The following is a 26840-nucleotide window of genomic DNA, read 5'->3' as shown; positions in this document are numbered from 1 at the left end:
ATAAAAAAAGAAAAGGACGATTTCTATCGCACTTTTCAAATCACATCCTATAAAGGCACTTTATTAGGATCTTCTCTTTCTAGGACCTACAATTAATTTAATTGCTGTTCTTTCTTGATTATTGATAGAAATCTCTTGAAATGCTGGAACAAAAGCCAAATCAACACCACTTGGAGCAACAAATCCTCTTGCAATCGCAATTGCTTTAATTGCTTGATTTAAAGAACCTGCCCCAATTACTTGGATTTCCACATTGCCATTTGCTCTTAGTACACCTGCTATTGCACCTGCAACTGAATTTGGACTTGATTTTGAAGATACCTTTAATATATTTTCCATGTAAGTTGCTCCCTCTATTATTTAATAGCTCTTTCGTTACAGTTTTAAATATTTCAACGTATCTTTAACTATTATTCACACCAAAAGCAAACAATGCTTCCTATGTAAATGAATTCGATACCTTTCGTCTTCTTCCTGCCCAACTGCACAAATAAAAAGTAACGAATAAAGACTCTAATGTACAAACGTTTAAATAGGAGCAATTCGCTAAACGACAACATTATCGCACCAAAAAATAACAATGCTACTTTTTCAGGTGCAATTCGTATAATAAGCGTTTCATCAATACTTCAATTTATTTAGAACTTCAGTTCATTTTTCTACCAAATTATTAATTTTTTCGTCTTCAAAAATCGTTATACATATTATTCTAATAAACTACATTTCACCATTTGAGTGCTTTATATTCCAAATCTACCACCTTATACAGGATAGGCATACATGCCACTAGTAGTTCATTTACATATACTACTATGTATCTTACATTTATTAATCATCAGGAGGTAATATATTGGGTTCATACTATCGTTCTTCAAACTCGTATAAAAGATGCTCCTGCCACGATTCACATAAACCATCAAAGCCAGCTTACGGTACTTTCTGGAAAACTGAGTTTATAACTGTTCCTTTTGGTGGTTCTTTCCCATTATAGAACGTAAACCCCTATTTCATTATTCTGTTAACCTAATAAACATAAAAAATTGCCGTCCCCTTCTAACACAAGGTTTCGGCAATTTTCATATCAAAATCTATTCACTCTTACTTCTCCACATAAACCGACTTAACAATCGTACGATTATAAGGTTTTCCTTCTTTATTTATCCCTTTTATATCCATCGTAACGTTATATACCCCTGGTTGCTTTATGTCCTTCAAAGCACCTGTAAATGTATTTGTATTAACATTTTGTAATTCATTAAATTCAGAGACTAGCTTCCCTTCTTTATTAACAACTCTTACTGTTATGGAAAGATTTCCTTTCATTTCAGGTGCCGCAGGTGATTTTTTCAGTTTATACTCTGATTTGTTTATTTTGACTTTTGTTGGCATTTGAAGAACGAATGGCGCGCCACTTTTGTGATCGCTTACAATTAAGTATGCATCTTTCGACTGCTTCGCCATCATTTTAACTCTCCATTCTCCTACGTCCATTTTGTCAAATTTAAATGTACTAATTGTTGCCCCATTAAAGAAAGATTCACCTTCACCAGTAGTTATCGTACTATCTTTATTTGTATACACTTTTCCTTTTGGAGATATTAGTTGTATTTCTACATCAGAAGCAGCTGTTAATACAGAAACTATTCCTTCTGCCTTTTTATCAACCGCCACAGCTTGCTCTATCCACTGACTTTGTGGCAATTCTCCCCCTAAAATATTTTGATTAGAAGTTGTATTTAATTGCTCTATATTTTCTTCTGAACTATTACTTGGTGCTACTAAAGCTGGCACGCCTACATTTGCATTACGTAAATATGGTTCAATTCGTGCGAAAACAGCTGATCCTTTTCGTATATTGTCATGATCAAATTTGGAATCTGTAAATAAATGTGTGCCATATGGTAGCTTAGCACTCCATTCATTTACTAATCCATCATTCGAGCCGTACGATGACAAATATAATCCGCCCATAGATAACGCAGAAAATACTGGTCCCCAGCTAGTCCCAGTAGCCGTATAGTAACGGTTTAATTTAACTGCTGGATCATTATCTATCGTTGAACGAAATTTTGCCATTTCCCCTATTTGTAACGCGTACGTACCATCATCTTTTTGACCTAATATAGAAGCAAGCCAACCTGCCCACCAACTATATGATAAATCCGCTAAATTTGAGCCGTGATGTGGTGTCGCAAGTGTAATAACATTCCCAACAAATCGATTCGCACGATATCCAACTAATGCCGCTTGTGTATCTATACCGCCTTTACTATGCGCTACAATAGTAACCTTTTTACCGAAATGATTATATATTTCTTCCAGTTTTTGTGCTAACAATTTTCCGTTGTCCCACTGACTAGCCGATCCTTTCCCTGCCGCATCATATAATTGAATAAATACCGTTTGATATCCCGCTTTCAACGCATAGTCATACATATCATTTATATCGTGATATACAGTCTTTCCATACCAACTATCCGCATTACCATTTCTGCCTTGTACAAAGAGAATTGGAGGCTTATTCTCATCATAATTAGTTGGTTTTTGTCCTAAAAACCAATCGCCAGGTGTAAATACTTCTGTATCAGGAAACCCCTTTCCAAGCTCTTTTACAACTTCTGCCCTTACATTTGTGCTAATCGATGGAGCCATGATAAAAAATATAATTAGTAAGGCAACACATCTTCTCATTAATCGCATGTTACTCCCCCCCACTTTTTTTGAAAGAAGGTGCTCTTTGTAATAATTTGTATTTTCTCCCTTAATAATAGCTAATCTTTTTATTTGAAAAAGATGTTAGCCCTATATTCATGTGATTACTCGTACACCCTCTTCCTTAACTCACGTTATTCTCTTCGTTTCCATCTCTTCCTTTTGAGTAAACACGACAAAAAAATTTCTCAATACTTGTTAACTTCACTACATCCAGATGTTTTTCAAATCATGATTGTTTATATAAAGCATACAAATCTTGAAAAAATTTTAGTGAAAAAACATTTTATTACTAATTAGTTATTTAAAAACATAATGAAGATATGTATTTTCTTTTCATTACATACAAACGAATTTAAAAGAAGCTTGTATTGTAAGACTTTCCTATGACTAAGTATTTAACTGAAATTTCAAAATATACAATCATATTTCCAGAAACATATATTATGATAATTTTCGCAGACTTGAATTAAGTTTTTAGAAGTACTAACCTATCGGTAAGCAGAAGAAAATTCTGTAAAAAGAAAGGAGAATGCTTTATGATGACCAATTTACAAAAGGAGTTTTTTAAACGATTAAAAATTCCCGCAAAAGAACTAACATTTGATGATTTAGATGAAGTCCTCTTAAAAATGGGAATGATTTTCCCCTATGAAAATCTTGATATTATGGCTGGTACTATTAAAAATATTTCAAAAAATAACTTAGTAGAAAAGTTACTTATTCAAAAACGAGGCGGTCTTTGTTATGAATTAAATTCCTTATTGTATTACTTTTTAATTGATTGTGGGTTTCAAGTATACAAAGTAGCTGGTACTGTATATGATCTTTACGATAATAAATGGAAACCTGATGATGGTCATGTCATTATCATTTTAAGTCATGATCATACAGATTATATTGTGGATGCAGGTTTTGCATCTCATCTCCCTTTACATCCAGTCCCCTTTAATGGCGAAGTCATATCTTCTCAAACGGGAGAATATCGAATTTACAAACGAAATACCCGAAAAGGTACACATATTTTAGAAATGCGAAAAGGGGCAAACGGCGAATCTACAAGTTTCTTACAATCTGAACCTTCAAACGAATGGAAAATAGGCTATGCTTTCACTATAGATCCAATAGATGAGAAAAAAGTGAATAACATTCAAAAAGTAATTGTAGAGCATAACGAATCGCCTTTTAATAAAGGGGCTATCACTTGTAAATTAATTGATTATGGTCACATATCATTAACGAAAAAAAATTATACAGAAACCTTTAAAGGCACAAAAAATAAACGACCAATAGGTTCTAAAGAATATGCTCGCATTCTTCGTGAATCTTTTGGAATCAATCAAGAGAAATATGTAGGAAAAATATTAGAAAGAGGCTAGTTGATTAAAAAATTATAAAATAAAGCAGATTCTATATATAGAATCTGCTTTATTTTATAATTTTTTATAGCGTAATTCCTTATCAGTGTTACTCTTTTAAAAGACTAGTATTATTAAGCATTTCTTTTTGTGCCATGTATTACTTACATTTCAATTATATACTCATCATCATATTTATCGTATTGTAGCCCTGCTCCTATTTTTGATTCCGTAACTTGATCCCTTAAAAACGGTGCGGCTTCCATATTGCTAGTTGCAATTTCAATTCCATATTTTTTCGTTAAATGAGCTAACTCTATTAAAAACCACTCTCTTCGCAATGAAACTGGAATATCTAAAGTTCTTCTTTTCATATATAATAGCACCTCTTTTATTTTCATAACTTAAAAGAATATCACTTATCAAAACTATCGTTCATCACAAACGCCAATGAAACATTATAGTATATGCATGTCCATTTTAAACGTGCTAATATAAAACACCATTATAGTTTACATAAAATAATTATGTAATAGTAGAAAGAGGAGGCTTATCCTCCTCTTTCTACTATAGAGATTTAAATTAAGAACATCTTGGTACACCAAAAGCTAAAAATAATGCTGCTACTCCTGCTGTAATCGGTACTTTTAACGTAATTACATCGTCTACCTTCGTTACTAAAAAATACGCATTACCTTCTTGTAATATACAATTCACTAACAATTGAAATTCCATTCAAATCTCCTCCTTTCAATCGATATACTATAATTTATGAAATCTCTTTAAAAAAGTAATAGGAAATATATCCATTTTTCTTTATATACAAATTAATTGTTTATACGTCTATTAAAAATATCAATTTTCGAAATTTATATAAAACGTGTATTATCCAATAAGTTCCTATATAATCAATAGAGAAAATCTTACAAATAGAGGTATGAAAATGGCTATTTTGAGTAATATTGGTGGCGTATTATTTCTATTTGCTTTTATTCTTTTAATCTTATGTATCCTTTTCATTCTTTAAGAAAAATGCAAAAACAAAACAATATGGTCGTCCTACCGTTATCCTTTTTATAATTTCTATTGTATTAATAATGACCGGTACAACAAAATCTGAACACCCAGTTATCGAATTTTTTACTTTGGCGTTTTCTATCTTCCAACTCATTAAAGATTGGAATAACACTTTCTAATTTCTTTTTATCGATACGTTCATTTACAAGGTCCCGTCCTAACATTGAAATGAATGTACCAATTATAACCGCTTGTGCTGGTTTAGTTAATTTGGCTTTATCCATCCTTCATCCCTCCAAAATAAAAAGCACCCGAATGGATGCTTTTTCATTAAGTATTACATTTGCATTTCAATCATGGTAAATGAAGTTTTATTCTTCTTTCAATCACCTAATCTTATTTACATTTATCTGTTTCAGCAATATTAAATAACTAAAAGAAGAGCAAAACCCCTTCTCCGTTTATACAACGTAAATTGCAATTGAATGTGAAATGAAGAACAACCATTCATCCAGTCTGCAACCATCGCCACCAGTTATGAAGATCCATTTTCAGAGGAATTTTATGAGCAATGTTTTCGTCCACTTCTCACAATACAAATATATCACGTTAACTCCAAAACGACCGGCACATTTACTGCAAAAAAGCGGTCACGAATCTGCCACCTTTCTTTAATTGATTGTAGCCCTTATTCTATTAAGTAATGAATCTTTTAATTCCCTCTCATCTTTCCAAACAATATGGCTATATTGTCTAGTATCAAAATGCAGATTTGCTAAGTCATTTTCCCTGCAAGTCCATATTACAGGTTTACCAAGTCCCATTGCATAGCCGGCTTCAAAATAGACGTCACCTCTATGTTCAGTAAAATCTGCAATTATAAATTTACTTTGTCTTATTTTAACTATAATCTCATCATCAATTTTGTTATTGTGTTCCACTTTATCAATTCGAATAGGCTCATAACCTGCTTCTTTTACAGCCGTTGCAATTGCATTCTGATATAGACTATCCATTTTTGGACTAAACGACATAGCGACAAACACCTGCTTAGTATCCGCTTCTCTTCCCTTTTCTAATTCTGCAATACGATTCCACCCTTTTGCTGTAACTGTAATATGTGCAGGAAAATCTGCTGCAGATAGCTTAGATATCTCAATTAATTCGTCCTGAAATAATTGGTTCGCTATATATTTCATTTCCAACAAATGAACACTCTGTACAAAAAATAGAGATTTATCTGATTCACGAATATATAATGGGTCACCTGGAAATTTTGACAATTTAGCTAAGTTTATTAATGACTCATCCAATCTATCAGAAGCACTATCTGGATATTCACTTAATAGATCCGCTAAAAGATAAATAGGATACGGAAATTCTGAAAGATTTTCATCTGGTCGATTAAGAAAAATCATTATTTTTCCCATCCCTCTAATGTTTCTCTTTCTTAAAATTGCAGAAAGTTTTCTCTTCTGCTCTACATTTAATTCGATTCTCGCTTCTTCAATCATGGAAAATGTACCACAATTCTCACATTTATATTGCTCTGCACGTCCCCCTCCCACTCCTACTAATTGGGGTTCCTCAATAGAGTTTTGACAAACCGGACATCTTTCCCTCATCACAACCACCACTTTCTTGTTTATAGCATAATATTAACATATAAATAATTGACTTACCCTTATCTTATATTGTGTGTAACTGATCCTATCACTGAATCCCTTGCTATCATTAATTTTATTTAACTTTCTCTTTTGAGTTACACAGTACAAAAATTATGAGTAGCTGTATAGGGAGGGATACCACCAGCATTTTTCAAAATAACCTACGCTATGCGGGAACATAAAATAAAGCTGCCCATATGGACAGCTTATTTACATAATTCTCGAAAGTGGAAGTTAATCAACGAGGGTTTAATCTCAATATTTTCTTGATTTAATGATAATAGAAGATGGTCTCCGTTTTTCATTTATTAATTCTGGCATTTTTTCTAATCCTGTTGGAGTTGACTCTGGCTCAATAATTTTCTCAATTACAAAACCGTTGTCTATAAGAGTATTAATTAATGTTGAAATTGTTCTGTGATATTTAACAACACCATCTATCCACCAATGTTCCTCTCTTTTTCCTTCTTCTTGATAATTATCTAATGCCCAATGCAATCTGTTTCCATTATTATCCTTAAACCAATTATTCATTTCCTTTCGAGCTGTTACTATTGGATGTTCTGTTGAAAAGATAAATTCACCATCATTTTTTAACAGATCTCTTATTTTCTTAATTAGATGTGAGTAATCTTCTATGTAATGTATAACTAAAGAACTTGTTATTAAGTCGAATTTTTGATTTGGCAAATTAAGTTCTTCTATTGGTACACACATATAATCTATTTTTTCGTTTTTGTTATACATTTCAGCTTGTTCAATCATATTTCTTGAGATGTCCACTCCTATAACTTTCGAGGCACCATTTTCTACACAGTACATAGAAAAATGACCAGTTCCACATCCCAAATCTAATACAGACTTATCTGTAAGATTAGCAATTATAGATTTAATTGCTGGCTGTTCAACAAAATCATTAAAGGTAAATCCATTTTCACGTAATGACTTATAATTTTTAAAGAAAAACGGATTATCATAAATGTTTTGTTTCATTATATACCTCCTATAATACAATCTATATTTTTTATATTCTAGGGGGCATCCAAAAATTCCTATATTAACCAAAATACACTTCAACTAACCTGCCATTTAGTTGAATAAGGAACAGTGTATATCCTATACATGTTAGGTTGACATAACGTCTCATTATTGGAAGTGAAATGTGCTTATACATCCAGGCTGTTGATGATAGCTAATATTTGATGATCTGTCCATTTGCCATTAATCTTTACATTTTCTTTAGCTATACCTTCTTTTTTAAATCCTACTTTTTCTAATACACGAATAGATGCTATATTGCTAGGCATAGCTCCTGCTTCAATTCTATGTAGTTTTAATTCTCTAAATGCAAAGTCTACAACAAGTCGAAGAGCCTCTGTTGTATAGCCCCTTGAATTATGCTCCCTATCTAAGGTAAATCCCGTATAACAGCTTTGGGCGGGATCCCTAGCAATTTGAGTTAATGAAATGTCTCCGATAAGTTTATCAGTTGCTTTTAAAAAGATTCCAAAAGCGTAAACTTGATCTTCAGCTTTCTTTTTTAATGCTCGTTCAATGCGCATTTTTTGATGTTCTTCTGTATAAAAGACTTCTGGGAGTAATGGACAAACTCGTTGAAAAAATTCGCGATTTCTAGTGTGTAAGTTAGCTAACTCGCTCGCGTCAGAAATTTTGTAAAGTCGAAGATATATTTGCTGTCCTACGATTTTCATAAAAAACCTCCGATATCCTTTTAATACAATTTTATTCTCGTCAAATCTTATAAATTCCTTTTTTATATTATATTCATGTTAAGCTAACATGACGTCTCATTATCGATAACAAGGAAAGGTGGGCCCATCCTCTGACAAAGGAATTTCCTTTTTTTGTTCTACAGATTTATGCATTATTTTATACATTCCTATCCTGACGCAGGTTTTCGGGTTCTCTTTTGTTACTGAATTATCCACAAACTGTATAAATTTTTGTATGCTCTTAGCATGGGGGTTTTCAAAAACGGTGACGGTACCCCTAGATTTAAAAAGAAAAAAGCAATGATTCGATTTCAAACCTAGTCATTGCTTTATCTATTGCATCTTGATTTACACCTATATAACGTAACATGACCTTCTCTGAAGAGTGATTGAATATCTCCATGATTAATGTGCTATGTTTTTCGTTTGCATGTACATATGGTACCCGTACGTCTTTCTTAGCGTATGCGTTCTATTTCATCTAAACTAAACTCTGCTGCGGCTATACTTAATATCTTATATGCCATACTACGACCGATAGGACGATTCTTTCATTGTCTACTTTGTAATAGGTATTCATGATCTTCTCTTTCTTCTATAAACCATTTCAGTTCTCTTTTTAATGCTGCAGTATTTTGAATACGTTTTTGTTTTCCTGTTTTCTTTTCCCTCATAGAGATATGACTCGTTTTTACATCTTCTACCTTCAATTTTAAAATGTCAGAGATTCTCAAGCCTGTATTGATTCCCATAATGAATAAAATTTAATTTCATGCACACTTCTCCTTAAAATACTCTTTTAGCTGCTGTATTTCTTCTGGATCACGTATCTGCTGAACAAAATTCATTATTCATTACCTCCAGTTTCTTCAGTCTCATATACTTCTAATCTAAGAGCAAAAGCTAATTTATAAAAAGCACTAGATCTATTTCGTCTATACGTACGCTCACTCATACCAACATTTGCTAAAGCAATATCTTCTGCTGGCTTCCCTACCATATTTGTTGGACCATGATATCTTACCTCGCTAGATGCTGTAACCTTCATCTCATTTCTAATCATCCCAAATTGTCTATAAATACGAACATTTTCAAGAATCTCTTCTAAACGAGCCTGCGTTGCTTTGCGATCAATTTTAGGTGAAAAAGTTAATTGCGCCATATATAAAAACAACCCTTATATATTTTGTTAATAAAAACAAAAAAGCGGACACCGAACTACAGAGCAATATTACTAATGCTCTTATAGTTCGATGTCCGCTGATTCTTCCAGTAGGACTATATTTATAGATATTGTTATATCATTTTCTCATATTTTAGTGATTTTCTTATTAGAAAAAGATTATTTTGTAACAAATTTATAAAACCCATCTTCATTGAGCACTTTATATCTAAAAGGAGTAATTATGAAAATTTTGGAATACATATTACTTAGAATGGTTGGATTGCATTATTCAGAACATGGTGGGCTATATTCTTTCATTGAGTGTTTTTAAATCTCAACATCCATTATAATTTTTAAAGAAAACTTTTTAGATCAAGTAGCATATTATACTAGATAAGGATATATTCCACAAAATTTTGAAAGGAGGACTCTTTATGAATACAACTTTAATTTCCCATTTCTACAATGAAGAGTATCTACTCCCATGGTGGTTAATGCACCACACAAAATTATTTGATCATGGTATTCTTATTAATCGTGGGTCTACTGATCGCTCGGTTGAAATATGTAAATTATTTGCACCTCATTGGGAAATCCGTGATTCAAAAGTATTAGAGTTTGATGCCGTATTAGTTGATCAAGAAGTAATGAACATAGAAAAAGAAATTACGGGCTGGAAAATGGTGTTGAATACCACTGAATTTCTTTGCTGTTCTAATAAAGAAGAGTTTTTTTCATCACTTACTAAATTAAAAAGAAAAATGTATTCCATTAGAACTATTTTAATGGTAGATGACCCTATGCATGCCTACACTAAACCGAGATATGGAATTCCACTCGTCAAACAACGTTTTCATGGAATAGTAATTCAGCCTGTGCCTCTTACCATTTATAGCGGCGGTAGATTAATTCACAATTATTCCCATGGTAACTATTCAGTAGGAAGACATAACTCGTTCTATTCGTTTACTATTTACAAGTATCCTGCTTTCATTTTAAAGTTCTTTTACAGTCCATGGAACAGCGCTATGAAGGACCGAAAACTACAGATTGGTCCTACTCTTTCTAAACATAGCACCCAGAATGGTTTGGGTACTCACCATCTTGTAACACTAGCTAAATTAGAAGAAAATTACATACACTACGCAAACTTAACTAGCGATCTTCGATTAATGCCAGAATATCAATTGTTATTTCCAGATTTATGTTTTCCAAATTAATTATTGTATCTATAAATCAACACAATCCATAATTATTCAAATAACGCTTTTATGAAAAGTTATTTCTCTTAAATTATTCAGACATTTTCATGGCTTATTTTCATATATTCAGTATTCCCTCCATACACTAAGAAAAGTATACAAAGTGAATGGAGGTTAAATGTGCTTATCACAAATATTTATGATTTTATAGCCAAGTATGGGCGTCCCCCTCACTTTCACAAAGATTTCCCTTTAATCTTATTTTGGAGCCAAAAAAGCGGCTGCACTTCACTCGCATATTGGTTCTTTTATCACATTAATTTGTTTAAAGAAGTTGTAAAATATAGCCCATTTGTTCATAACTATGAATTTGAAATTTATAAAAATTCCATACCATATTTCACTGATTTAGCCAACGCATTACAAGCAAAAGAAAAAGACACGTATAAATTGGTAAGAAACCCTTTCAAAAGAGCTGTAAGTTCCTTTATTTCTCTTATACCAGCGCCATATTACGAATCCACTGAGTGGAAGCCAATCCGTCGTTATCTTTATGGCGATGAATCTTGCAATAAAAAGATTTCCTTTAAACTGTATTTATATTATTTAAAAGCGCATGCACCAAATTTTGAAGGTGTAAACCCACACTTCACACCTCAATATATACAAGGAGAAGAAGAGTTCGTTACAAATTACATTTACCTTGAAAAATTTTCTACCCATCTGTCTGTCTTAGAAGACAAACATTGTTTAAAAAAATCTCCATTAAACGGATTAATAAACTCGTGGCATCACCAAAGTAATCTAGCAAATTACAAAGGTAACTATGCAGATGGTGATATTACAGATCCCTTATTCCCAAGGCATCCGACCTATGATAGTTTTTATGATGAAGAAACGATTCAATTAGTTGAAGATATCTTCAAAGAAGATTTCACTACTTACAAATATCCCTCAATATTACTTTAAAATATAAACATTTTCCTTATCATAAATTCATAATTATTACAGAGAAACTTAAGCCACCTACTTAAGTTTCCTCATAATACTCCTGCAAATTGAAGTTGGGCACTATTCTAATAGTGCTCTTTTTAATGAATTTCAATTTTCAAAATATCCCTATTAAGTCCCCCTCCAAAATAACTATTTTGTTCGACTTTCTATTAAGCTCTTTTTTTAATAAACCTTACAAATTCGTAATACTATTGTCACCTAAATAGATAGTTAATTGGTTAATTCTGGTTTAATATAACAGACTGTTAGATTGATTAAATAAAACATTATTGATAGGTATGACACTTGATGGCAAGAAAATCATTACGCTACGGAATTGTAAGTGTATTTTTCTAACTATTCCGATTATCTTTATACATTTTGTATCGGCTCAATCCATTCCAAAAGAATACAGTGAAGAATGGCCAGCAGTAAAAAAACTGCTGCACTAGTTACAATTGGTTACTTTAAAAAAGAGAAGATTCTTGATATTGTAATTGAAAAAGTTGAACCTCCGAAAGAATATAGAACACATGAGATTTACCTATTCGGACACGTTGCTGACGATAAAAAACAAAAGATTTCTGCTATTGTAAATTTTAGTGAGAACTATTCAATTAGAGATACATCTGAAGATTTATTTTAAGTCAAAGAGTATTTAACTTATGTTAGATGCTCTTTTAGCTAAAATCACGCTTTTGTTAAGATCCACGCATCCATTTCTTAGGTGAAAAACTTTTATAGAAACCCTTTTTTTGGACAAATTTAACGGATTAATTAACAGAAATTTCGTGTTATTATTAACTTGTTAAATAACCCAATACATTCAACAATGCTCTTGACCGCATACTTAGTATGCAACCATCCATCCAAATACCTTAGCTAATACGTCCCCAAAATCGTTGTTATTGCTAAGGTATTTTTTTAGATGCCCTGTGTGCAGGGCTTTTTTATTTCAGTGATAATGCTCTTTTTCGCATATAATTATCGATGCTTGTAGTCCCATTTCTTAACAAATTTCAAATTTGATTATATTAACTGTATTTTTCGCTCTTCCATACGAATTATTTTTCCATTTTGATATACAAATGATTGTTCACCAAATCCACCTTGAGGTGGTTCTATTAGTTGGACCTGACCATTTTTAACAACATATATTCCGTTTATTTTCAAAACTGACACATAATAAGTGATTTATATCACCACATTGATTTTAATATATTGCTATTCTTGGTTTAGTTATCACATTAAACTTTATGGAGGCATTCATATGGAACATACATTTACTGAAACTTCTATTGTCGGTGAGATTGTTACGCAATTTCCGAAAGCTAGTGATCTTTTTAAATCATATAGAATAGATTTTTGTTGTGGTGGTAATAAACCACTTATTGATGCAATTCATGAAAGAAATTTATCAGCAACAGAAGTACTTACAGAGTTAAATACGCTTTATGATAAAACAAAACTATTAAATGAATCTGAAATTGATTGGAAAAATGCTTCTTATCGTGAATTGATTGATTATGTTATAAATAAGCACCATCGCTATTTAAATGAAGAGTTGCCACAATTAAGTCCGTATGTAACGAAAGTATTACGCGTCCATGGAACAAGTCAGCCTCATTTAGCTCAAATTCATAAGCTATTTCATGAACTTAAGATGGAATTAGAACAGCATTTAATTAAAGAAGAAACAGAAGATTTCCCATTAATTTTAGAATTCGAACAACATCCAACTGATGAAACCTATGCAAAATTACGTAAAGTGGTGGATGAGTTGGAGAATGAACATAACCACGCTGGCAATATTATTAAAGAACTTCGTAAAGTGACAAATGACTTTACTCCTCCAGAAGGAGCTTGTGGCACTTATCGACTTGTTTACCAACGTCTTGAAGCTCTAGAATCTGATTTATTTGAGCATATACATTTAGAAAATAACATTTTATTTCCACGTGCAATTACGAAAGCATAGATAAAGCACAGGACATGAGTATACATGCTCATGTCCTGCTTTTTCATTGTGTAAGAAATAGTCACACTTCCTCCATCATTTCATTGGGTAGCTTACTATTATTTAATTAGGTGCGGGTTTCTTCACTCCCCCACCTACCCATATAAAAATTCCCTTTCACTTATCTCTCCACATAAATCCGAATTTTAACAATTTGTGAATCATTATTAAGATGTGATAAATATCACATCTCCCTCTTTTTTTATTTTCTATAATAGAAACATAATATACTTTGTTCAACATTTCACATAAAAGGGGAAATGAATATGAAAAAACGTTTAGTTATGATCGGAAATGGTATGGCTGGAATACGCTGTATGGAAGAAATATTAAAACATGATAGTGATTTATATGAGATTACTATTTTTGGCGACGAACCGCATCCAAACTACAACCGTATTATGCTATCTCATGTTTTACAAGGCAAAACAAATATACAAGATATCATTATGAATGAATATAGTTGGTACGAAAAAAACGAAATAACATTATATACAAATAAAAAAGTCCAAAGTATTGACCGAGAAGAAAAAATCATTGTCACAGAAAAGAATCATACTCTTACATACGACAAACTCATTATCGCAACAGGTTCTAGTGCTTTTATTTTACCTGTTGAAGGTTCTACCCTTCCTGGTGTGACAGGATTTCGAACAATTGAAGATACACAATTTATGATTGATACTGCTAAAGATAAGAAAAAAGCCGTTGTCATCGGTGGTGGATTACTTGGTTTAGAAGCAGCAAGAGGTCTTATTGACTTAGGAATGGACGTACATGTTGTTCATTTAATGCCGAGCTTAATGGAGCAACAACTAGATGCCAAAGCAGCCTCTCTCCTTCGTGAAGATTTAGAAGCACAAGGCATGAAATTTCTCATGGAAAAGAAAACGGTAAAAATTCTTGGTACAGACCATGTTGAGGGCATTCAATTTGAAGATGGTGAAGTTGTAGATTGTGATTTAATTGTAATGGCTGTCGGAATACGCCCGAATACGCAAATAGCAAAAGATGCTAGTTTAATTGTAAATCGCGGTATTGTAGTCAACGACTATATGCTAACAAATGATGAATCCATTTATGCTGTTGGCGAATGTGCAGAGCATGACGGTATCGCCTATGGCCTTGTTGCTCCTCTTTATGAACAAGGTGCAATATTAGCAAAACATATAACGAATTTACAAACTGATGGATATACGGGCAGTATCGTCGGTACGCAATTAAAAGTTGCAGGTTGTGATTTATTCTCTGCTGGCCAAATCTATGAAGATGATCAAACGAAAGCAATATCCATCTTTGATGAATGTAAACGTTCCTATAAAAAAGTATTAATTCGCGACAATAAAGTCGTCGGTATCGTTTTATATGGTGACACAGCTGATGGTACACGCCTCTTTAGTATGTTAAGGAAAGAAGAAGATATACAACAATATACACCAGCTTCCCTTCTTCACAAGGCTGGTGTAGAAAGTGAACTTAACGTTGCTACAATGAGTGCGGATGACACGATTTGTGGATGTAATGGTGTTACGAAAGGTACAATCGTACATGCCATTTTAGAACATGAATTAACTACTTTTGAAGAAGTAAAAGGCTGCACGAAAGCCGCCGGATCTTGTGGTAAATGTCGTCCGCTTGTAGAACAAGTTTTATCTCATACACTTGGAGATGCTTTTAATGCCTCAGCGCAATCTGCCGGTATGTGTGGATGTACACCTTTATCACGTGATGAAGTCGTAGAAGCGATTCATGAGAAAGGTTTAAAATCGCCAAAAGAAGTACGAAATGTACTCGGTTTTGCACATGAAGACGGATGTTCGAAATGTCGTCCTGCTTTAAATTACTATTTACGTATGGCGATTCCAGAAGAATATGAAGATGATAAATCATCCCGTTACGTTAATGAAAGAATGAATGGTAACATTCAGCATGATGGTACATTCTCTGTTATTCCACGTATGTACGGAGGCGTTACAACTGCAGATGATTTAATGAAAATTGCTGAAGTTGCGAAAAAGTATGATGTTCCTCTTGTGAAAATTACAGGCGCAAGTCGCATCGGTTTATATGGTGTTAAGAAACAAGATTTACCTAACGTATGGGCTGACTTACATATGACTTCTGGATATGCGTATTCAAAATCACTTCGTAATGTAAAATCGTGTGTTGGTTCTCGTTTCTGTCGTTTCGGTACGAAAGATTCATTAGGACTTGGTATGTTACTTGAGCAATCATTAGAAATGGTAGATACACCTCATAAAATGAAGATGGGTGTAACGGGGTGTCCGCGTAACTGTGCGGAAGTATTAACGAAAGATTTTGGCGTTGTTTGTGTCGAAAATGGATACCAACTTTATATTGGCGGAAATGGTGGTACGGAAGTACGCGAAGCTGATTTTGTAATGATTGTCCCTACTGAAGATGATGTCCTTCGCATCGCTACAGCTTACATGCAATATTATCGTGAAACTGGTATTTACGGAGAACGCACTGCCTACTGGACAGAACGATTAGGCTTCGATCATATAAAAGAAATACTGCAAGATACAAATATGGTCACTAAGTTAAATGAGCGTTTCCAAACAGCTCGTAGCACATATACGGAAGCGTGGGGACAAGCACTAGAAACGAAGTCATTAAAAGCGATGTATGAAGTAGAAACTGTAAAATAAGGAGCGTGCACTATATGTTACAAACGAAAGAAAAAATAAAAGTTATGCGTGCGGAAGACCTTCCTATTCAAATCGGTAAAGAGGTACAAATGAAAGATATGTCTATCGCTCTATTTCGCCTTGCAAGTGGTGATATACGAGCTGTAGAAAATCGTTGTCCCCATAAAAACGGACCGTTAGCAGAAGGAATTGTATCTGGAGAATTCGTCTTTTGTCCACTACATGATTGGAAAATTTCATTAATAACGGGTGAAGTTCAAAAACCTGATGACGGCTGTATTCAAACATACGAAGTAGAAGTTATTGATGGTGACATTTATATAAAGTGAAACTTTAATCAGCAGGGATTGGTTCATCCCCCGCTGATTATTAGCCCTCACCAATCGGGCTTTTACGGGCAGTTGATCCCCACCTAACTACTTTGCTTTCGCTGAATTTTGAGGTGAGGGTCTTACTGCCCGTTAATGCGGAATAAACATGTAATTTACAAAAGGAAGCCTCCTCTGGCTTCCTTTTAAATAAAAATAGATGAGGTGCGATTATGAACGGATATGTATATTTAGTTGGTGCAGGACCAGGTGATGAAGGGCTTATTACAAAGAAAGCGATAGACTGCTTAAAACGTGCAGATATCGTCTTATATGACCGCTTATTAAATCCTAGCTTTCTTCATTATACGAAAGAAACATGCGAACTTATTTATTGCGGAAAAATGCCGAAAAATCATACTATGCGACAAGAAATGATTAACGCCCACCTCCTTCAATTTGCGAAAGAAGGAAAAACCGTTGTTCGCTTAAAAGGTGGAGATCCCTCTATTTTTGGTCGTGTTGGTGAAGAAGCAGAAACTTTAGCATCTGCGAACATTCCGTATGAAATTGTACCAGGTATTACATCTAGCATCGCCGCTAGTAGCTATGCAGGTATCCCCCTCACCCACCGTAACTACAGTAATAGCGTCACTTTACTAACTGGACATGCAAAAGGTCCTTTAACCGATTATGGAAAATATAATTCATCCCACAATAGCGACACAATCGCCTACTACATGGGTATAAAAAACTTACCTACCATTTGTGAAAACTTACTACAAGCAGGAAAAAAAGAAGATACACCCGTAGCAGTCATTGAATGGGGTACAACTGGGAAACAGCGCGTTGTCACAGGGACTCTAGCAACCATTGTTCATAACGTCAAAACCGAAAATATTTCTAACCCTTCCATGACGATTGTTGGTGATGTCGTTTCCTTACGTAATCAAATCGCTTGGAAAGAACGTAAACCATTACATGGTAAAAAAGTTTTATTTGCATCTGCAACAAATAAAACAAGTGTAATGAAGCAAAGGTTACAAGAAACCGGTGCAGAAATATATCAAATTCCAACTTTCAAAAAGGAAGAGTATACATTAACACTTGAACAAATCAATGAAATTTTCAACGTTGATCGACTTGTTTTTTGTTCAGCTGAAAGTGTAGAAATCTTGATGCAATCATGTAGTAAATACCAGAAAGATATTCGTTCCTTACAGGCAGAGCTGCAGCACATGAATGTTGTCACTCAAGAAAAACTTATGCAATATGGGCTACTAAGTAAACAAACAAAGTTCTCTTCCGATACAACTGTTTATTTAGGAAGAAATATTAACCGAATTGCTTTTATTCAAGAGAAAATTGGTGCTGGTTCCTATATGATGACTCATGAGTATACAATTGATCATCGTTTCGATGAAGTCCATTCTCGTATACTTTCTGAATTCTCATGGGATAGCATTGTGTTTGAAGGGCGTGCCTCAATTGATACATTTATAGCAGAAATAAAACGCCTTGGCTTTATCGATATTGTTACTCTCCCATTCTCGTATACTGATGTTCAAACTTTACACTATGCGAATAAAGTCGGATTCCATAATGTAGATGAGCAATTACAAAACATTATTATGAAGAAAGACATGGTGAGACAATGAAAGGAATTGTATATGTTGGACACGGGAGCCGTCTCCAAGAAGGCAATGAACAATTTATTCACTTTATTCAATCTGTCATGAAAGAACGTAACGAAAGAATTCAAAAAATAGCTTTTCTAGAACTAACAACACCTACCATTTCGGATGCAGTTACAGAAACAATACTAGAGGGAGCAACTGAAATAATGATTGTACCTGTTTTATTATTTGCAGCAGCTCACTATAAACGTGATATTCCTCTTGAAATAGAACAAATACAAAAGAAATACCCACATATAACATTTTCAGTTGTACCACCTTTTAGTACGCATCCACATATGGTTGAACTTGTAGCGAAAAGAATACGTGAAACTATTCCAATGCAAGGTAGTAGTATTTTACTCGTAGGAAGAGGCAGTAGTGACCCCCAGCCGATACATGAGTTACAACAAATCGGAGCAGCTGTCGAACGAAAACTCAGTATGCCAGTATCGTGCTCCTTTTTAACGAAAGGAACTCCCTCTTTTACTGCTGAGCTCAAGACTATAACATCGGCCGCATCCCATGTATATGTCATGCCGTACCTTCTCTTTACCGGATTATTGCTTCAAAAAATCAAATTGCATACAAAAAAATACGATCACGTTACGACTTGTAACTGCCTGAAGTTTGATACATATATGAAGTTGGCATTATTAGAGCGAATGGAGGAATGTGTGTATGTATAGCATGTGCCCTCTTATGTTTAATCTACATAATAAAGTGGTCGTTATCATTGGTGGAGGTAAAATCGCATATCGAAAAGCGTCTGGATTAAAAGATACAGGCGCTTTCGTCACCGTTATTAGCCCCGAGATTTGCGAGGAAATGAAAGAACTTCCCTATATTACTTGGAAGCAAAAAACTTTTAGTAATGATGACATTAAAGATGCTCATCTTATTTATGCAGCTACAAATCATCATGCTATAAATATGATGGTCAAACAGGTCGCCCATGATTTTCAGTGGGTTAACGTTGTAAGTGATGGTACAGAATCATCGTTTCACACACCTGGTGTCATTCGAAATGATGAATATGTTGTCACTATTTCAACTTCAGGTAAGGACCCATCGTTTACGAAGCGTTTGAAACTAGAGTTAACCTCTGTCCTTCCTAATCTTATAAAAAAACTTTCTCGTACACACAAATTATAATCTATTTCTTAGCTAAAATAGTAATTACCTTTGGACAAACGTTTTTTAGAAGCGTTTGTTCTTTTTGTTTTGGTTTCTTTTTTGAAACTGCACAAGCAATCTGCGAAGAAAATGAATGGTGTCGGCAACTTGTAAACAAGTAAATGTTATGATAACTGCAACATTACGAGCAACTCTTTCAATTTATTTTTTACATTGGATATTCATTCAACCAAATTAGCGCTTGTTCATAATCATCAAAAAATTTCACAGATTCTTTCGTATTGGATTGTTGTAAATAATTCAGTATCTCCCCTTCTTCAAGAAGAAATGCAATTGCCTTACTATGATTCAAAATGGTTTCATTGAAGAACTTATCCTTCCATACTTTTTGAACAGAAAAATGATTTGGCGTGTATCCTTTTCTATCTACCAATAATTTGTATTTCCGCCCCTCAGAAATAAATTGCTGACAAACCTGCTCAAAATCATTAAACCATTCATACACATCCTCTGTTTTAATCTGACCAATTAGATGGGTAACAATCAAATCTCCTGAAACTGTTGTGCTGATATTCTGTTTACTCAACTTGGAATCATCTCCCTTTGTTACAATTATGCGGGAAATTCTTATAAAATCAATAAAGATAAAATTCTTAAGTAATAAAACAACATTATTTACGAAAAGGCCCTTGTTATACATAAGACAATTCATTCTTGTTTGTTTAAGTAGAAAAAAGGATGCCTCTACTAGGCACCCTTTTTCTCTATTAATTATTCTTTAACATTACTAACAGCTTCTCTTGGCTATACATCCACACTGTAATGATTAAACAAGCAAGCGCTACTTCTGATAACGCCATAAATCCGATTGCATAATGACCTGTCAGTTGGAATAGTAATGTTAAAATTAATGGCGGGAAGAACCCTCCTAGTCCGCCTAAAGCTGACACAACACCATTTACAATCCCTGCTTGCTCAGAGAAGTACATTGGCACAAGCTTGAAGATTGTACCATTGCCAATACCTGCACAAAATGCGACTAGTAAGCAACCAAATGTGTATACATTCATGCTTGGCATAAATGATAAAATAATACCTGAAAGTGTTAAACCGATAAATACGAAGATTAATATTTTAAATGGGTTAAACTTATCACCGAGCCAACCACCAATCGGGCGCATAATTGTTGCTAATACGATGAAGCCAGCTGTCCGCATACCTGCATCTACTTTCTCTAATCCGAAGTGAGATACTAAAAAGTTTGGTAAGTATACTGTAAATGCAACAAATGATCCGAATGTTAAAAAGTAAAAGATACATAAAAACCAAAGTTTTTCATTTTTATATACACCTTTTATTTGTTCCATTAATGGTGTATTTACCTTTTTTTCTTTACGATCGCCTAATAAAAAGTTCATAAGTGCAAATGCTGCAAGTAAAACTAAATAACATTGTACTGTCGTTCTCCAGCCAACTGAAGTTGCAATAACAGGTGCTAAAAATGAAGTAATTGCTGTTCCAGCGTTACCCACTCCGTAAATACCATTTACAAAACCGTGGCTTTCTTTTGGAAAGTACTTTGGTAAAGAAGTTACTCCTACAGAGAATACAGCACCACCAATCCCTACAAATAAGCCACCAATAATTAAATCCATCATAGAATTGGCAACACTAATGTAAAAGACAGGGAATAATAAAAGAATAAAACTAATAAAGAATAATTTTCTTGCTCCGTAACGATTCGTCCAATAACCAATTGGAATGCGAAGAATAGAACCTAAAATAACCGGTACTGCTGTTACCATAGAAATTTGTCCCGCAGTTAATGGAATATCTGCTTTAATATAAGGCATTAATGATGATAAAATGACCCATACCATAAAACCGATAACTAGGTTAGAAGTTTGTAAACTTAATTGAAAATTAGGACTTTTCATCCTGTTCCCTCCTATGTATGCATAGTTATATTCATTCTCTCCAGCCTAATCACGTCCTAACATGATTAGGTTGAAAAGAATCAACCACCACTTACTGGCGGAATCATTGCTACGACATCGCCAGTTTGAATGATGTCATCCTCATTTGCGTATTCTTCATTTACGGCGACCATTATCTCGTTTGAAATTGCTACATTGTATTTCTTAATCAGAACTTCCTTTAATTCAGAAACTGAAATATTTTCACAATCTATTTGCAAGACCGACTTACTTGCTTCTTCTTGCAAATGTGCAAATAATAGTACTTCAATCATGTTCTCATCTCCTTTTCAGGCTCGCCATTACCATATGCTATTTTCTCTAACTGATCCCCTATCCATGAATCACCATCTTCCCAAAACTCTTTCTTCCAAATCGGAACAATTTGTTTTATACGCTCCATAATATATTCATTCGCCTCATAGGCCGCTTTCCGATGTGGTGTAGAAACAGCAACAACAACAGCAAGATCAGAAATTTGTAATGTACCAATGCGATGTGTAATTGCCACATATGTCCCAGGCCACTTCGCTTCTACTTCAGCACCAATTTTCTCAAGCTGTTTTTCCGCCATTGTCTTATAAGCTACATACTCTAAATAAAGCGTGCGACGTCCTTTCGTAAATTCTCTGACAGTACCAATAAAAGTAGTAACCGCACCGCACTCACGGCGAATTACTTTACTTGTAACATCTTCAATTGAAATAGGAGTATCAATTACTTCATAATACGTATGTGTCATCTTGCACCTCTTATCTTTGTATAAATTAGCAATCTATTTTTCTGTTACTTGTATGATCGAAGCGGCTCTTCCCACGGCCACTCACTTCCGGCGTTTGATTCTAATAACAGTACCGAAACGGTTATTCCTGCTTCAAATCCTCTCGTTCCTCCCGGCAGAACGATACATGCATTCGCTTCTGCAAGTGAAGAAATTGCGCTAGATTTATCTAAACCGACTGGTGTAACTTGTAATTGGCCATCTACAAGTTCTACATTCCCTCTTACAAAACGAGTAAACGGATTTGCTTTCGGAAAGTCTTTCTGTAAAATTGCTTCTGCTCGATATAAGTGCGAATCTTTCCTGTGCAAGTATGTTCCAATGACTGGTCGAACATATAATTCACATCCGACATAACAAGCAGAAGGATTACCAGATAGACCAAATAATAATTTTCCTTCTAGCTCAGCGACAGTTGTCACACTTCCTGGTCGCATCGCTATTTTATTGAAAAGTACATTTGCTTGTAATCTCTCATAAATAGCAGGTAAATAGTCATAGTCTCCTACTGAAACGCCACCAGTTGTAATGAATATATCAACTTCTTTTATCGCTTTTTTTACAGTGTTATAACACGTCTCAAAATCGTCAGCGAATTGTCCATAATACTGTACAACTCCGCCCGCTCGTTCAATTTGAGCAGCGATCATATAGGAGTTACTATTTCGAATCTTCCCTTCTTTCAGTTGTTCATGTACTTCAAGTAGTTCACTCCCTGTCGTTACAATTCCAATAACCGGTTGTCTTACAACATGCACGGAACTATAACCAAACGTAGCAAGCAATGCCGCTACTCCAGGGTTAATAGAAGTTCCTTTTTTCACAAGTATGGCATTTTTTTTTACATCTTCTCCTTGAAAAGAAATGTTATCACCAGAAGTGAAAGAGCGTTTTAATTTCATATAAGTCTTTTCGTTTTCTTCAAACCCTTCCGTTAGTTCTAACATAACAACAGCATTACATCCCGCTGGAATTGCGGCTCCTGTCATAATACGTACAGCTTGAAATGCTTTTACTTCCTCTTTAAAAACAAAACCTGCTCCAATTTCACCTATCACTTCAAACTGAATTGGGTTACTGCTACTTGCTTCTTTTGTATCTTCTGCTCGAATCGCAAATCCGTCGTACGGAGAGCGATCAAAATGCGGAACATCATGATCTGCAACAACATCTTCTCCGAGGATTCTTCCGTAACTTTCTGCAAGAGAAACCTTTTCCATTTCACCTTGATAGGCATATTCCATTACACGTGCAACTGCTTCTGCCACTGAGATTGGTGTACGTTTTTCTAACATTCTTTTTCACCTCGTTTTGATAAGAAGAAACTCTCTTTCTGTTCATCCTATATATTTTGCGTATAACCGTTTTGCCATTTTCATATCATTAGTCCCATGAATAAACGCTCTGCCGTCTGTAAATAACACAAAACGATATTCATCTACTAGAAAGGATAGTAAATATGGAGTTTTTTTGACATTCACACTTTTTTGTAAGCGCTTTTGAATTTCTTCTAAATTAAGAATAATTTTTTTTCCTGGACGGATTTGAACTGTATTCCGCCCGCATAGCACTTCCGTTTTTATCTGTGCTTCAAATGTTAAACTTGGATACGTGCGTACATTCCCACAAGATGGACATGTACTTTTTTTCTGCCTATTTACTTTTAATGATAGATATTGATTATTCCAAATATCAAATGATAACATTGTTCCTCTTAACACCTCAAAATCATCCACCAATATTTTCATCGCTTCTGTTACTTGGTGAGCAACAACCATTTGTATCGCTGGCTGAATGATTCCGGCTGTATCGCATGTTGCACCGCCCATAGGATGATCCATTAAGCAACGAAAACATGGTGTTTCTCCAGGAAGAATCGTATACGTTACACCGTAACTTCCAATGCATCCACCGTATATCCAAGGTATATTTTCTTTTTGTGAAATATCATTTATAAGTAGGCGCGTATCGAAATTATCAGTCGCATCTACTATGAGATCTGCTTCTTTTGTTAACTCTTCCATTTCTTGCATTGTAACGTCCGTTACAACAGGTACAATTTCTACTTCAGAATTAATTTTTCTTAAATGCTCTGCCGCTGCAATTGCTTTCGGTTTACACTGCTGTACATCTTCTTCTGTATATAACTGTTGTCTTTGTAAATTACTCCATTCAACGTAGTCACGGTCAGCAATTGTCAATTTCCCAATCCCCATCCTAACGAGCGCTTCTGCATTCGCAGCTCCTAGTGCACCTGCACCGATTAGGAGCACATGCTTTTCTTTTACTTTTCTTTGTCCCATTTCACCAATTCCAGAAAACAATACTTGCCTTGAATAACGCTCTTGCATAGGGAACCCTCCTTTCGTTATCCACCAATGTAAGACATTTCTACTTTTGGACGTTTATTTGCACTTTCAGCTGTTCTTTCATCTGAATACTGATCTTTTCTAAACTCCCATGTATGTTGTAGAATTTTTAATAGTGATGCATCAGAAATATTTTCTCGAAGAAGCGTTCGCAAATCCGTTCCTTTCGTTCCAAATAGGCATGTAAAAAACTTTCCGTCTGCCGAAATACGAGCTCTCGTACAAGAAGAACAAAATGACTCAGAAACAGAAGTAATAAAGCCAACTTCTGCATTGCTCCCTACATATCGATACACTTTAGCTACTTCTCCAAAGTAACGAGGCTGGGCGGGCTCAATCGGATATACACGATTAATTTTCTCTATTAATTGTTCCTTCGTAATGACTTGTTCAAAGTTCCAGCCGTTCGTACTGCCCACATCCATAAACTCGATAAAACGTAGCTGAATTTCTTGTTCTTTAAAATACTGAGCCATAGGAAGAATCTGACTATCATTCATCCCTTTTTTTACGACCATATTTACTTTTACTTCTAATCCAGCTGCCTTTGCTGCTTCAATTCCTTTCAATACAGGTTTTGTACTTACATTTCGTCCATTAATTTTTTTGAAGACGTGATCCTCTAACGCATCTAAACTAATATTTACACGTTTTAATCCCGCTTCTTTTAACGCCTTAGCTTGTTTTGCTAAATGAATACCGTTTGTTGTGATTCCAATATCCGTTAAGCCTTCTAGCTTTGCAAGCCTTGCAATTAACTTTGGTAAATCTTTACGCAATAAAGGTTCACCGCCAGTAAGTCTAATTTTATTGACTCCCATACTTATAAATAATCTAGCTAATCTTTCTATTTCATCGAATGTTAATAAAAATTCTTCCTGTAAAAAAGCATAATCAGATCCGAACACTTCGGCTGGCATACAGTATGTACACCTAAAATTACAACGATCAATAACTGAAATACGTAAATCTTGAAGTGGCCGCTCTAACGAATCCCTCATCTTCTCGTGCATCTATATCCCTTCTTTTCTACTGCAATCCTTAGTAGGTTTCATATTTTTTATTTGCCTTTATTATAAAAAAGAAGCTACATATTCAATGTGACTTTTCTCACATTACTTTCCCCATTCAAAAATTCTTCACAAATCCGTTCGAATTTTGTTCACATCTTCAGTTCCTACTCCTTACGGTCAGTGAAATTTTACATCAATTTTGAAATAGCTCTTGCATTTTCAGCATACTTACACTCAAAATAGGAATTGTATTGCTTATATGAAGAAAGGTGATTGCTGTGGCAAACAGTATGAAATTATCTCAAGATTTAAAGGAATTACTTGCATCTGTTGAATATAAAATGCAAATAAAAAAAGGTAGTTTTATTTTCCAAGAAGGTATGGAGGCGACAGAACTCTATATCATCCACTCCGGAAAAGTACAGATTAGTAAACTAAGTGCTGATGGACAAGAATTGACACTCCGTATTTGTTCGGAATATGACATTATTGGAGAATTAACATTGTTCACGGACAATGCGAAGTATTTATTAAATTCAAAATGCCTTGAAGATGTTGAAGTAGGCGTTATAAAGCGTGAAGCGTTAGAAAAAGCATTACTCCAAAAACCAGCACTTGTATTTGAATTTATGAAATGGATTAGTGAACATTTAAGAAGAATGCAAACGAAGTTCCGAGATTTAGTATTACACGGCAAAAAAGGTGCCCTATATTCTACTCTTATACGAATGACAAATAGTTACGGTGTATTAAAAGAAAATGGTATTCTCATCGATTTACCATTAACGAATCAAGAACTTGCTAATTTCTGTGCAACTTCACGGGAAAGTGTAAATCGCATGTTAAATGAACTAAAAAAGCAAGGTACAATTTCTATTCATAAAGGAAAGATTACAATCCATGATTTACAATTTTTAAAACGTGAAATTGCTTGTGAAGATTGCTCTGCTTCTGTTTGTAGCATTGATTAGCATCTTATTTAGATACTTATACCTATAAAGAAAGCCGAGGTCTCCAATTAGATCTCGGCTTTCTTTATAAATT

General features: G+C 34.3%; 28 protein-coding genes and 3 pseudogenes. 13 read left to right on the top strand and 18 right to left on the bottom strand.

Annotated features, from left to right (window positions below; translation table 11 throughout):
* Nucleotides 1–63 precede the first annotated feature (63 nt).
* Entirely contained in the window at nt 64–339 is a 276-nt protein-coding gene (locus JDS98_RS08690) for a stage V sporulation protein S (RefSeq protein WP_000427795.1), read from the bottom strand.
* A 511-nt stretch (nt 340–850) separates the two neighbouring features.
* Between JDS98_RS08690 and JDS98_RS30720 the strand changes: the two are divergent.
* Nucleotides 851–985 (top strand): annotated as a pseudogene (locus JDS98_RS30720) (preprotein translocase); the annotation flags it as partial.
* Between the two features lie 113 nt (nt 986–1098).
* Here JDS98_RS30720 and JDS98_RS08685 read toward each other — a convergent pair.
* On the bottom strand, nt 1099–2700 hold the full coding sequence (locus JDS98_RS08685) for an esterase/lipase family protein (RefSeq protein WP_199633793.1): 1602 nt from the start codon (nt 2698–2700) through the stop codon (nt 1099–1101).
* Between the two features lie 551 nt (nt 2701–3251).
* Between JDS98_RS08685 and JDS98_RS08680 the strand changes: the two genes are divergently transcribed.
* A complete protein-coding gene (locus JDS98_RS08680; protein WP_199633792.1) occupies nt 3252–4091 on the top strand; it encodes an arylamine N-acetyltransferase family protein in 840 nt (279 codons plus the stop codon).
* 143 nt (nt 4092–4234) lie between these two features.
* Here the strand turns inward: JDS98_RS08680 and JDS98_RS08675 are convergent, their stop codons facing one another.
* Together JDS98_RS08675 and exsG are read right to left on the bottom strand one after the other, a co-directional pair.
* Nucleotides 4235–4444: a hypothetical protein gene (locus tag JDS98_RS08675; RefSeq protein ID WP_141499547.1), complete on the bottom strand. Its 210-nt coding sequence runs from the start codon at nt 4442–4444 to the stop codon at nt 4235–4237.
* Between the two features lie 208 nt (nt 4445–4652).
* Nucleotides 4653–4805, bottom strand: a complete 153-nt coding sequence (exsG, locus tag JDS98_RS08670; RefSeq protein ID WP_000395673.1) for an exosporium protein ExsG — start codon at nt 4803–4805, stop codon at nt 4653–4655.
* A gap of 208 nt (nt 4806–5013) precedes the next feature.
* On the opposite strand from exsG, the pseudogene JDS98_RS30230 reads away from it, so the two are divergent.
* Nucleotides 5014–5233, top strand: a pseudogene (locus tag JDS98_RS30230) (excalibur calcium-binding domain-containing protein); the annotation flags it as partial.
* On the opposite strand, the gene JDS98_RS08665 reads toward JDS98_RS30230, so the two are convergent.
* From JDS98_RS08665 to JDS98_RS08640, 6 genes and pseudogenes are all read right to left on the bottom strand, one after another.
* The gene (locus JDS98_RS08665; protein ID WP_199633791.1) at nt 5162–5371 is read right to left on the bottom strand and encodes a hypothetical protein; all 210 of its coding nucleotides are present in this window, start codon (nt 5369–5371) and stop codon (nt 5162–5164) included. The pseudogene JDS98_RS30230 and the gene JDS98_RS08665 sit on opposite strands and share 72 nt — an antisense overlap.
* Before the next feature lie 387 nt (nt 5372–5758).
* Nucleotides 5759–6712, bottom strand: coding sequence for a TIR domain-containing protein (locus JDS98_RS08660; protein WP_001209143.1), 954 nt, complete (start codon nt 6710–6712; stop codon nt 5759–5761).
* Between the two features lie 297 nt (nt 6713–7009).
* Nucleotides 7010–7747 carry a class I SAM-dependent methyltransferase gene (locus JDS98_RS08655; protein ID WP_000812398.1) on the bottom strand — a complete coding sequence of 246 codons (738 nt, stop codon included), beginning with the start codon at nt 7745–7747 and terminating at the stop codon, nt 7010–7012.
* 173 nt (nt 7748–7920) lie between these two features.
* On the bottom strand, nt 7921–8466 hold the full coding sequence (locus JDS98_RS08650) for a GNAT family N-acetyltransferase (protein WP_000706290.1): 546 nt from the start codon (nt 8464–8466) through the stop codon (nt 7921–7923).
* Nucleotides 8467–8770: 304 nt separating this feature from the next.
* Nucleotides 8771–9335 (bottom strand): annotated as a pseudogene (locus tag JDS98_RS30225) (tyrosine-type recombinase/integrase).
* Nucleotides 9335–9649, bottom strand: a complete 315-nt coding sequence (locus tag JDS98_RS08640) for a penicillin-binding protein (protein WP_097956844.1) — start codon at nt 9647–9649, stop codon at nt 9335–9337. Before JDS98_RS08640 ends, JDS98_RS30225 begins: the two are co-directional and overlap by 1 nt.
* 437 nt (nt 9650–10086) lie before the next feature.
* On the opposite strand from JDS98_RS08640, the gene JDS98_RS08635 reads away from it, so the two are divergent.
* The 3 genes from JDS98_RS08635 to JDS98_RS08625 all read left to right on the top strand — a co-directional run bounded on the left by JDS98_RS08635 (nt 10087) and on the right by JDS98_RS08625 (nt 12493).
* The gene (locus JDS98_RS08635; protein ID WP_001098391.1) at nt 10087–10872 is read left to right on the top strand and encodes a glycosyltransferase family 2 protein; all 786 of its coding nucleotides are present in this window, start codon (nt 10087–10089) and stop codon (nt 10870–10872) included.
* A 162-nt stretch (nt 10873–11034) separates the two neighbouring features.
* On the top strand, nt 11035–11823 hold the full coding sequence (locus JDS98_RS08630; protein ID WP_097956847.1) for a sulfotransferase family 2 domain-containing protein: 789 nt from the start codon (nt 11035–11037) through the stop codon (nt 11821–11823).
* A gap of 445 nt (nt 11824–12268) precedes the next feature.
* Nucleotides 12269–12493: a hypothetical protein gene (locus tag JDS98_RS08625; protein WP_242480972.1), complete on the top strand. Its 225-nt coding sequence runs from the start codon at nt 12269–12271 to the stop codon at nt 12491–12493.
* A gap of 383 nt (nt 12494–12876) precedes the next feature.
* Here JDS98_RS08625 and JDS98_RS08620 read toward each other — a convergent pair whose 3' ends face one another.
* Nucleotides 12877–13041, bottom strand: a complete 165-nt coding sequence (locus JDS98_RS08620; RefSeq protein WP_097956848.1) for a DUF3954 domain-containing protein — start codon at nt 13039–13041, stop codon at nt 12877–12879.
* Between the two features lie 76 nt (nt 13042–13117).
* Here JDS98_RS08620 and ric point away from each other — a divergent pair, with 76 nt between their 5' ends.
* From ric to JDS98_RS08590, 6 genes are all read left to right on the top strand, one after another.
* A complete protein-coding gene (ric, locus tag JDS98_RS08615; RefSeq protein ID WP_097956850.1) occupies nt 13118–13825 on the top strand; it encodes an iron-sulfur cluster repair di-iron protein in 708 nt (235 codons plus the stop codon).
* Nucleotides 13826–14130: 305 nt separating this feature from the next.
* A complete protein-coding gene (nirB, locus tag JDS98_RS08610; RefSeq protein ID WP_199633790.1) occupies nt 14131–16536 on the top strand; it encodes an NADPH-nitrite reductase large subunit in 2406 nt (801 codons plus the stop codon).
* 14 nt (nt 16537–16550) lie between these two features.
* Nucleotides 16551–16865, top strand: coding sequence for a nitrite reductase small subunit NirD (nirD, locus tag JDS98_RS08605; RefSeq protein ID WP_199633789.1), 315 nt, complete (start codon nt 16551–16553; stop codon nt 16863–16865).
* Between the two features lie 212 nt (nt 16866–17077).
* Nucleotides 17078–18502, top strand: coding sequence for a uroporphyrin-III C-methyltransferase (locus tag JDS98_RS08600; RefSeq protein ID WP_199633788.1), 1425 nt, complete (start codon nt 17078–17080; stop codon nt 18500–18502).
* Nucleotides 18499–19209: a sirohydrochlorin chelatase gene (locus JDS98_RS08595; RefSeq protein ID WP_098819971.1), complete on the top strand. Its 711-nt coding sequence runs from the start codon at nt 18499–18501 to the stop codon at nt 19207–19209. Before JDS98_RS08600 ends, JDS98_RS08595 begins: the two co-directional genes overlap by 4 nt.
* Entirely contained in the window at nt 19202–19675 is a 474-nt protein-coding gene (locus tag JDS98_RS08590) for a precorrin-2 dehydrogenase (RefSeq protein ID WP_098710780.1), read from the top strand. Before JDS98_RS08595 ends, JDS98_RS08590 begins: the two co-directional genes overlap by 8 nt.
* A 190-nt stretch (nt 19676–19865) precedes the next feature.
* On the opposite strand, the gene JDS98_RS08585 is transcribed toward JDS98_RS08590, so the two are convergent.
* The 7 genes from JDS98_RS08585 to moaA form a co-directional block, all read right to left on the bottom strand.
* Nucleotides 19866–20369, bottom strand: a complete 504-nt coding sequence (locus tag JDS98_RS08585) for an STAS/SEC14 domain-containing protein (RefSeq protein WP_371399468.1) — start codon at nt 20367–20369, stop codon at nt 19866–19868.
* 55 nt (nt 20370–20424) lie between these two features.
* Nucleotides 20425–21594, bottom strand: a complete 1170-nt coding sequence (gene narK, locus JDS98_RS08580; RefSeq protein WP_015000425.1) for a nitrate transporter NarK — start codon at nt 21592–21594, stop codon at nt 20425–20427.
* Between the two features lie 80 nt (nt 21595–21674).
* Nucleotides 21675–21908 (bottom strand): molybdopterin converting factor subunit 1, encoded by a 234-nt coding sequence (moaD, locus tag JDS98_RS08575; protein ID WP_000573668.1) that lies wholly within the window; start codon nt 21906–21908, stop codon nt 21675–21677.
* Nucleotides 21905–22375: a molybdenum cofactor biosynthesis protein MoaE gene (locus JDS98_RS08570; protein WP_098710779.1), complete on the bottom strand. Its 471-nt coding sequence runs from the start codon at nt 22373–22375 to the stop codon at nt 21905–21907. Before JDS98_RS08570 ends, moaD begins: the two co-directional genes overlap by 4 nt.
* Nucleotides 22376–22419: 44 nt before the next feature.
* On the bottom strand, nt 22420–23709 hold the full coding sequence (locus tag JDS98_RS08565) for a molybdopterin molybdotransferase MoeA (protein WP_199633787.1): 1290 nt from the start codon (nt 23707–23709) through the stop codon (nt 22420–22422).
* Nucleotides 23710–23751: 42 nt separating this feature from the next.
* Nucleotides 23752–24765, bottom strand: a complete 1014-nt coding sequence (locus tag JDS98_RS08560; protein ID WP_199633786.1) for a molybdopterin-synthase adenylyltransferase MoeB — start codon at nt 24763–24765, stop codon at nt 23752–23754.
* 17 nt (nt 24766–24782) lie between these two features.
* A complete protein-coding gene (moaA, locus tag JDS98_RS08555) occupies nt 24783–25796 on the bottom strand; it encodes a GTP 3',8-cyclase MoaA (protein WP_097956861.1) in 1014 nt (337 codons plus the stop codon).
* Nucleotides 25797–26074: 278 nt separating this feature from the next.
* On the opposite strand from moaA, the gene JDS98_RS08550 reads away from it, so the two are divergent.
* Nucleotides 26075–26767: a Crp/Fnr family transcriptional regulator gene (locus JDS98_RS08550; RefSeq protein ID WP_000013854.1), complete on the top strand. Its 693-nt coding sequence runs from the start codon at nt 26075–26077 to the stop codon at nt 26765–26767.
* The last annotated feature ends 73 nt before the right edge of the window (nt 26768–26840 follow it).

Origin of the sequence: Bacillus cereus group sp. N11 (genome assembly GCF_016483605.1) — a bacterium.
GTDB classification, from domain to species: domain Bacteria; phylum Bacillota; class Bacilli; order Bacillales; family Bacillaceae_G; genus Bacillus_A; species Bacillus_A toyonensis.
The sequence above is the reverse complement of the archived record's forward strand: the minus strand, read 5'-3'. Positions and strand labels throughout refer to the sequence as shown.

Coding starts and splice junctions, on each gene's coding strand:
- JDS98_RS08640 (WP_097956844.1), bottom strand. CDS start 9,649: ATGGCGCAATTAACTTTTTCACCTAAAATTGATCGCAAAGCAACGCAG.
- JDS98_RS08650 (WP_000706290.1), bottom strand. CDS start 8,466: ATGAAAATCGTAGGACAGCAAATATATCTTCGACTTTACAAAATTTCT.
- JDS98_RS08565 (WP_199633787.1), bottom strand. CDS start 23,709: ATGTTAGAAAAACGTACACCAATCTCAGTGGCAGAAGCAGTTGCACGT.
- JDS98_RS08570 (WP_098710779.1), bottom strand. CDS start 22,375: ATGACACATACGTATTATGAAGTAATTGATACTCCTATTTCAATTGAA.
- moaA (WP_097956861.1), bottom strand. CDS start 25,796: ATGCACGAGAAGATGAGGGATTCGTTAGAGCGGCCACTTCAAGATTTA.
- JDS98_RS08585 (WP_371399468.1), bottom strand. CDS start 20,369: ATGAATTGTCTTATGTATAACAAGGGCCTTTTCGTAAATAATGTTGTT.
- moaD (WP_000573668.1), bottom strand. CDS start 21,908: ATGATTGAAGTACTATTATTTGCACATTTGCAAGAAGAAGCAAGTAAG.
- JDS98_RS08680 (WP_199633792.1), top strand. CDS start 3,252: ATGATGACCAATTTACAAAAGGAGTTTTTTAAACGATTAAAAATTCCC.
- JDS98_RS08635 (WP_001098391.1), top strand. CDS start 10,087: ATGAATACAACTTTAATTTCCCATTTCTACAATGAAGAGTATCTACTC.
- JDS98_RS08595 (WP_098819971.1), top strand. CDS start 18,499: ATGAAAGGAATTGTATATGTTGGACACGGGAGCCGTCTCCAAGAAGGC.
- nirD (WP_199633789.1), top strand. CDS start 16,551: ATGTTACAAACGAAAGAAAAAATAAAAGTTATGCGTGCGGAAGACCTT.
- JDS98_RS08655 (WP_000812398.1), bottom strand. CDS start 7,747: ATGAAACAAAACATTTATGATAATCCGTTTTTCTTTAAAAATTATAAG.
- JDS98_RS08665 (WP_199633791.1), bottom strand. CDS start 5,371: ATGGATAAAGCCAAATTAACTAAACCAGCACAAGCGGTTATAATTGGT.
- JDS98_RS08600 (WP_199633788.1), top strand. CDS start 17,078: ATGAACGGATATGTATATTTAGTTGGTGCAGGACCAGGTGATGAAGGG.
- nirB (WP_199633790.1), top strand. CDS start 14,131: ATGAAAAAACGTTTAGTTATGATCGGAAATGGTATGGCTGGAATACGC.
- JDS98_RS08660 (WP_001209143.1), bottom strand. CDS start 6,712: ATGAGGGAAAGATGTCCGGTTTGTCAAAACTCTATTGAGGAACCCCAA.
- JDS98_RS08625 (WP_242480972.1), top strand. CDS start 12,269: ATGGCCAGCAGTAAAAAAACTGCTGCACTAGTTACAATTGGTTACTTT.
- JDS98_RS08690 (WP_000427795.1), bottom strand. CDS start 339: ATGGAAAATATATTAAAGGTATCTTCAAAATCAAGTCCAAATTCAGTT.
- exsG (WP_000395673.1), bottom strand. CDS start 4,805: ATGGAATTTCAATTGTTAGTGAATTGTATATTACAAGAAGGTAATGCG.
- ric (WP_097956850.1), top strand. CDS start 13,118: ATGGAACATACATTTACTGAAACTTCTATTGTCGGTGAGATTGTTACG.
- narK (WP_015000425.1), bottom strand. CDS start 21,594: ATGAAAAGTCCTAATTTTCAATTAAGTTTACAAACTTCTAACCTAGTT.
- JDS98_RS08560 (WP_199633786.1), bottom strand. CDS start 24,765: ATGCAAGAGCGTTATTCAAGGCAAGTATTGTTTTCTGGAATTGGTGAA.
- JDS98_RS08590 (WP_098710780.1), top strand. CDS start 19,202: ATGTATAGCATGTGCCCTCTTATGTTTAATCTACATAATAAAGTGGTC.
- JDS98_RS08685 (WP_199633793.1), bottom strand. CDS start 2,700: ATGCGATTAATGAGAAGATGTGTTGCCTTACTAATTATATTTTTTATC.
- JDS98_RS08675 (WP_141499547.1), bottom strand. CDS start 4,444: ATGAAAAGAAGAACTTTAGATATTCCAGTTTCATTGCGAAGAGAGTGG.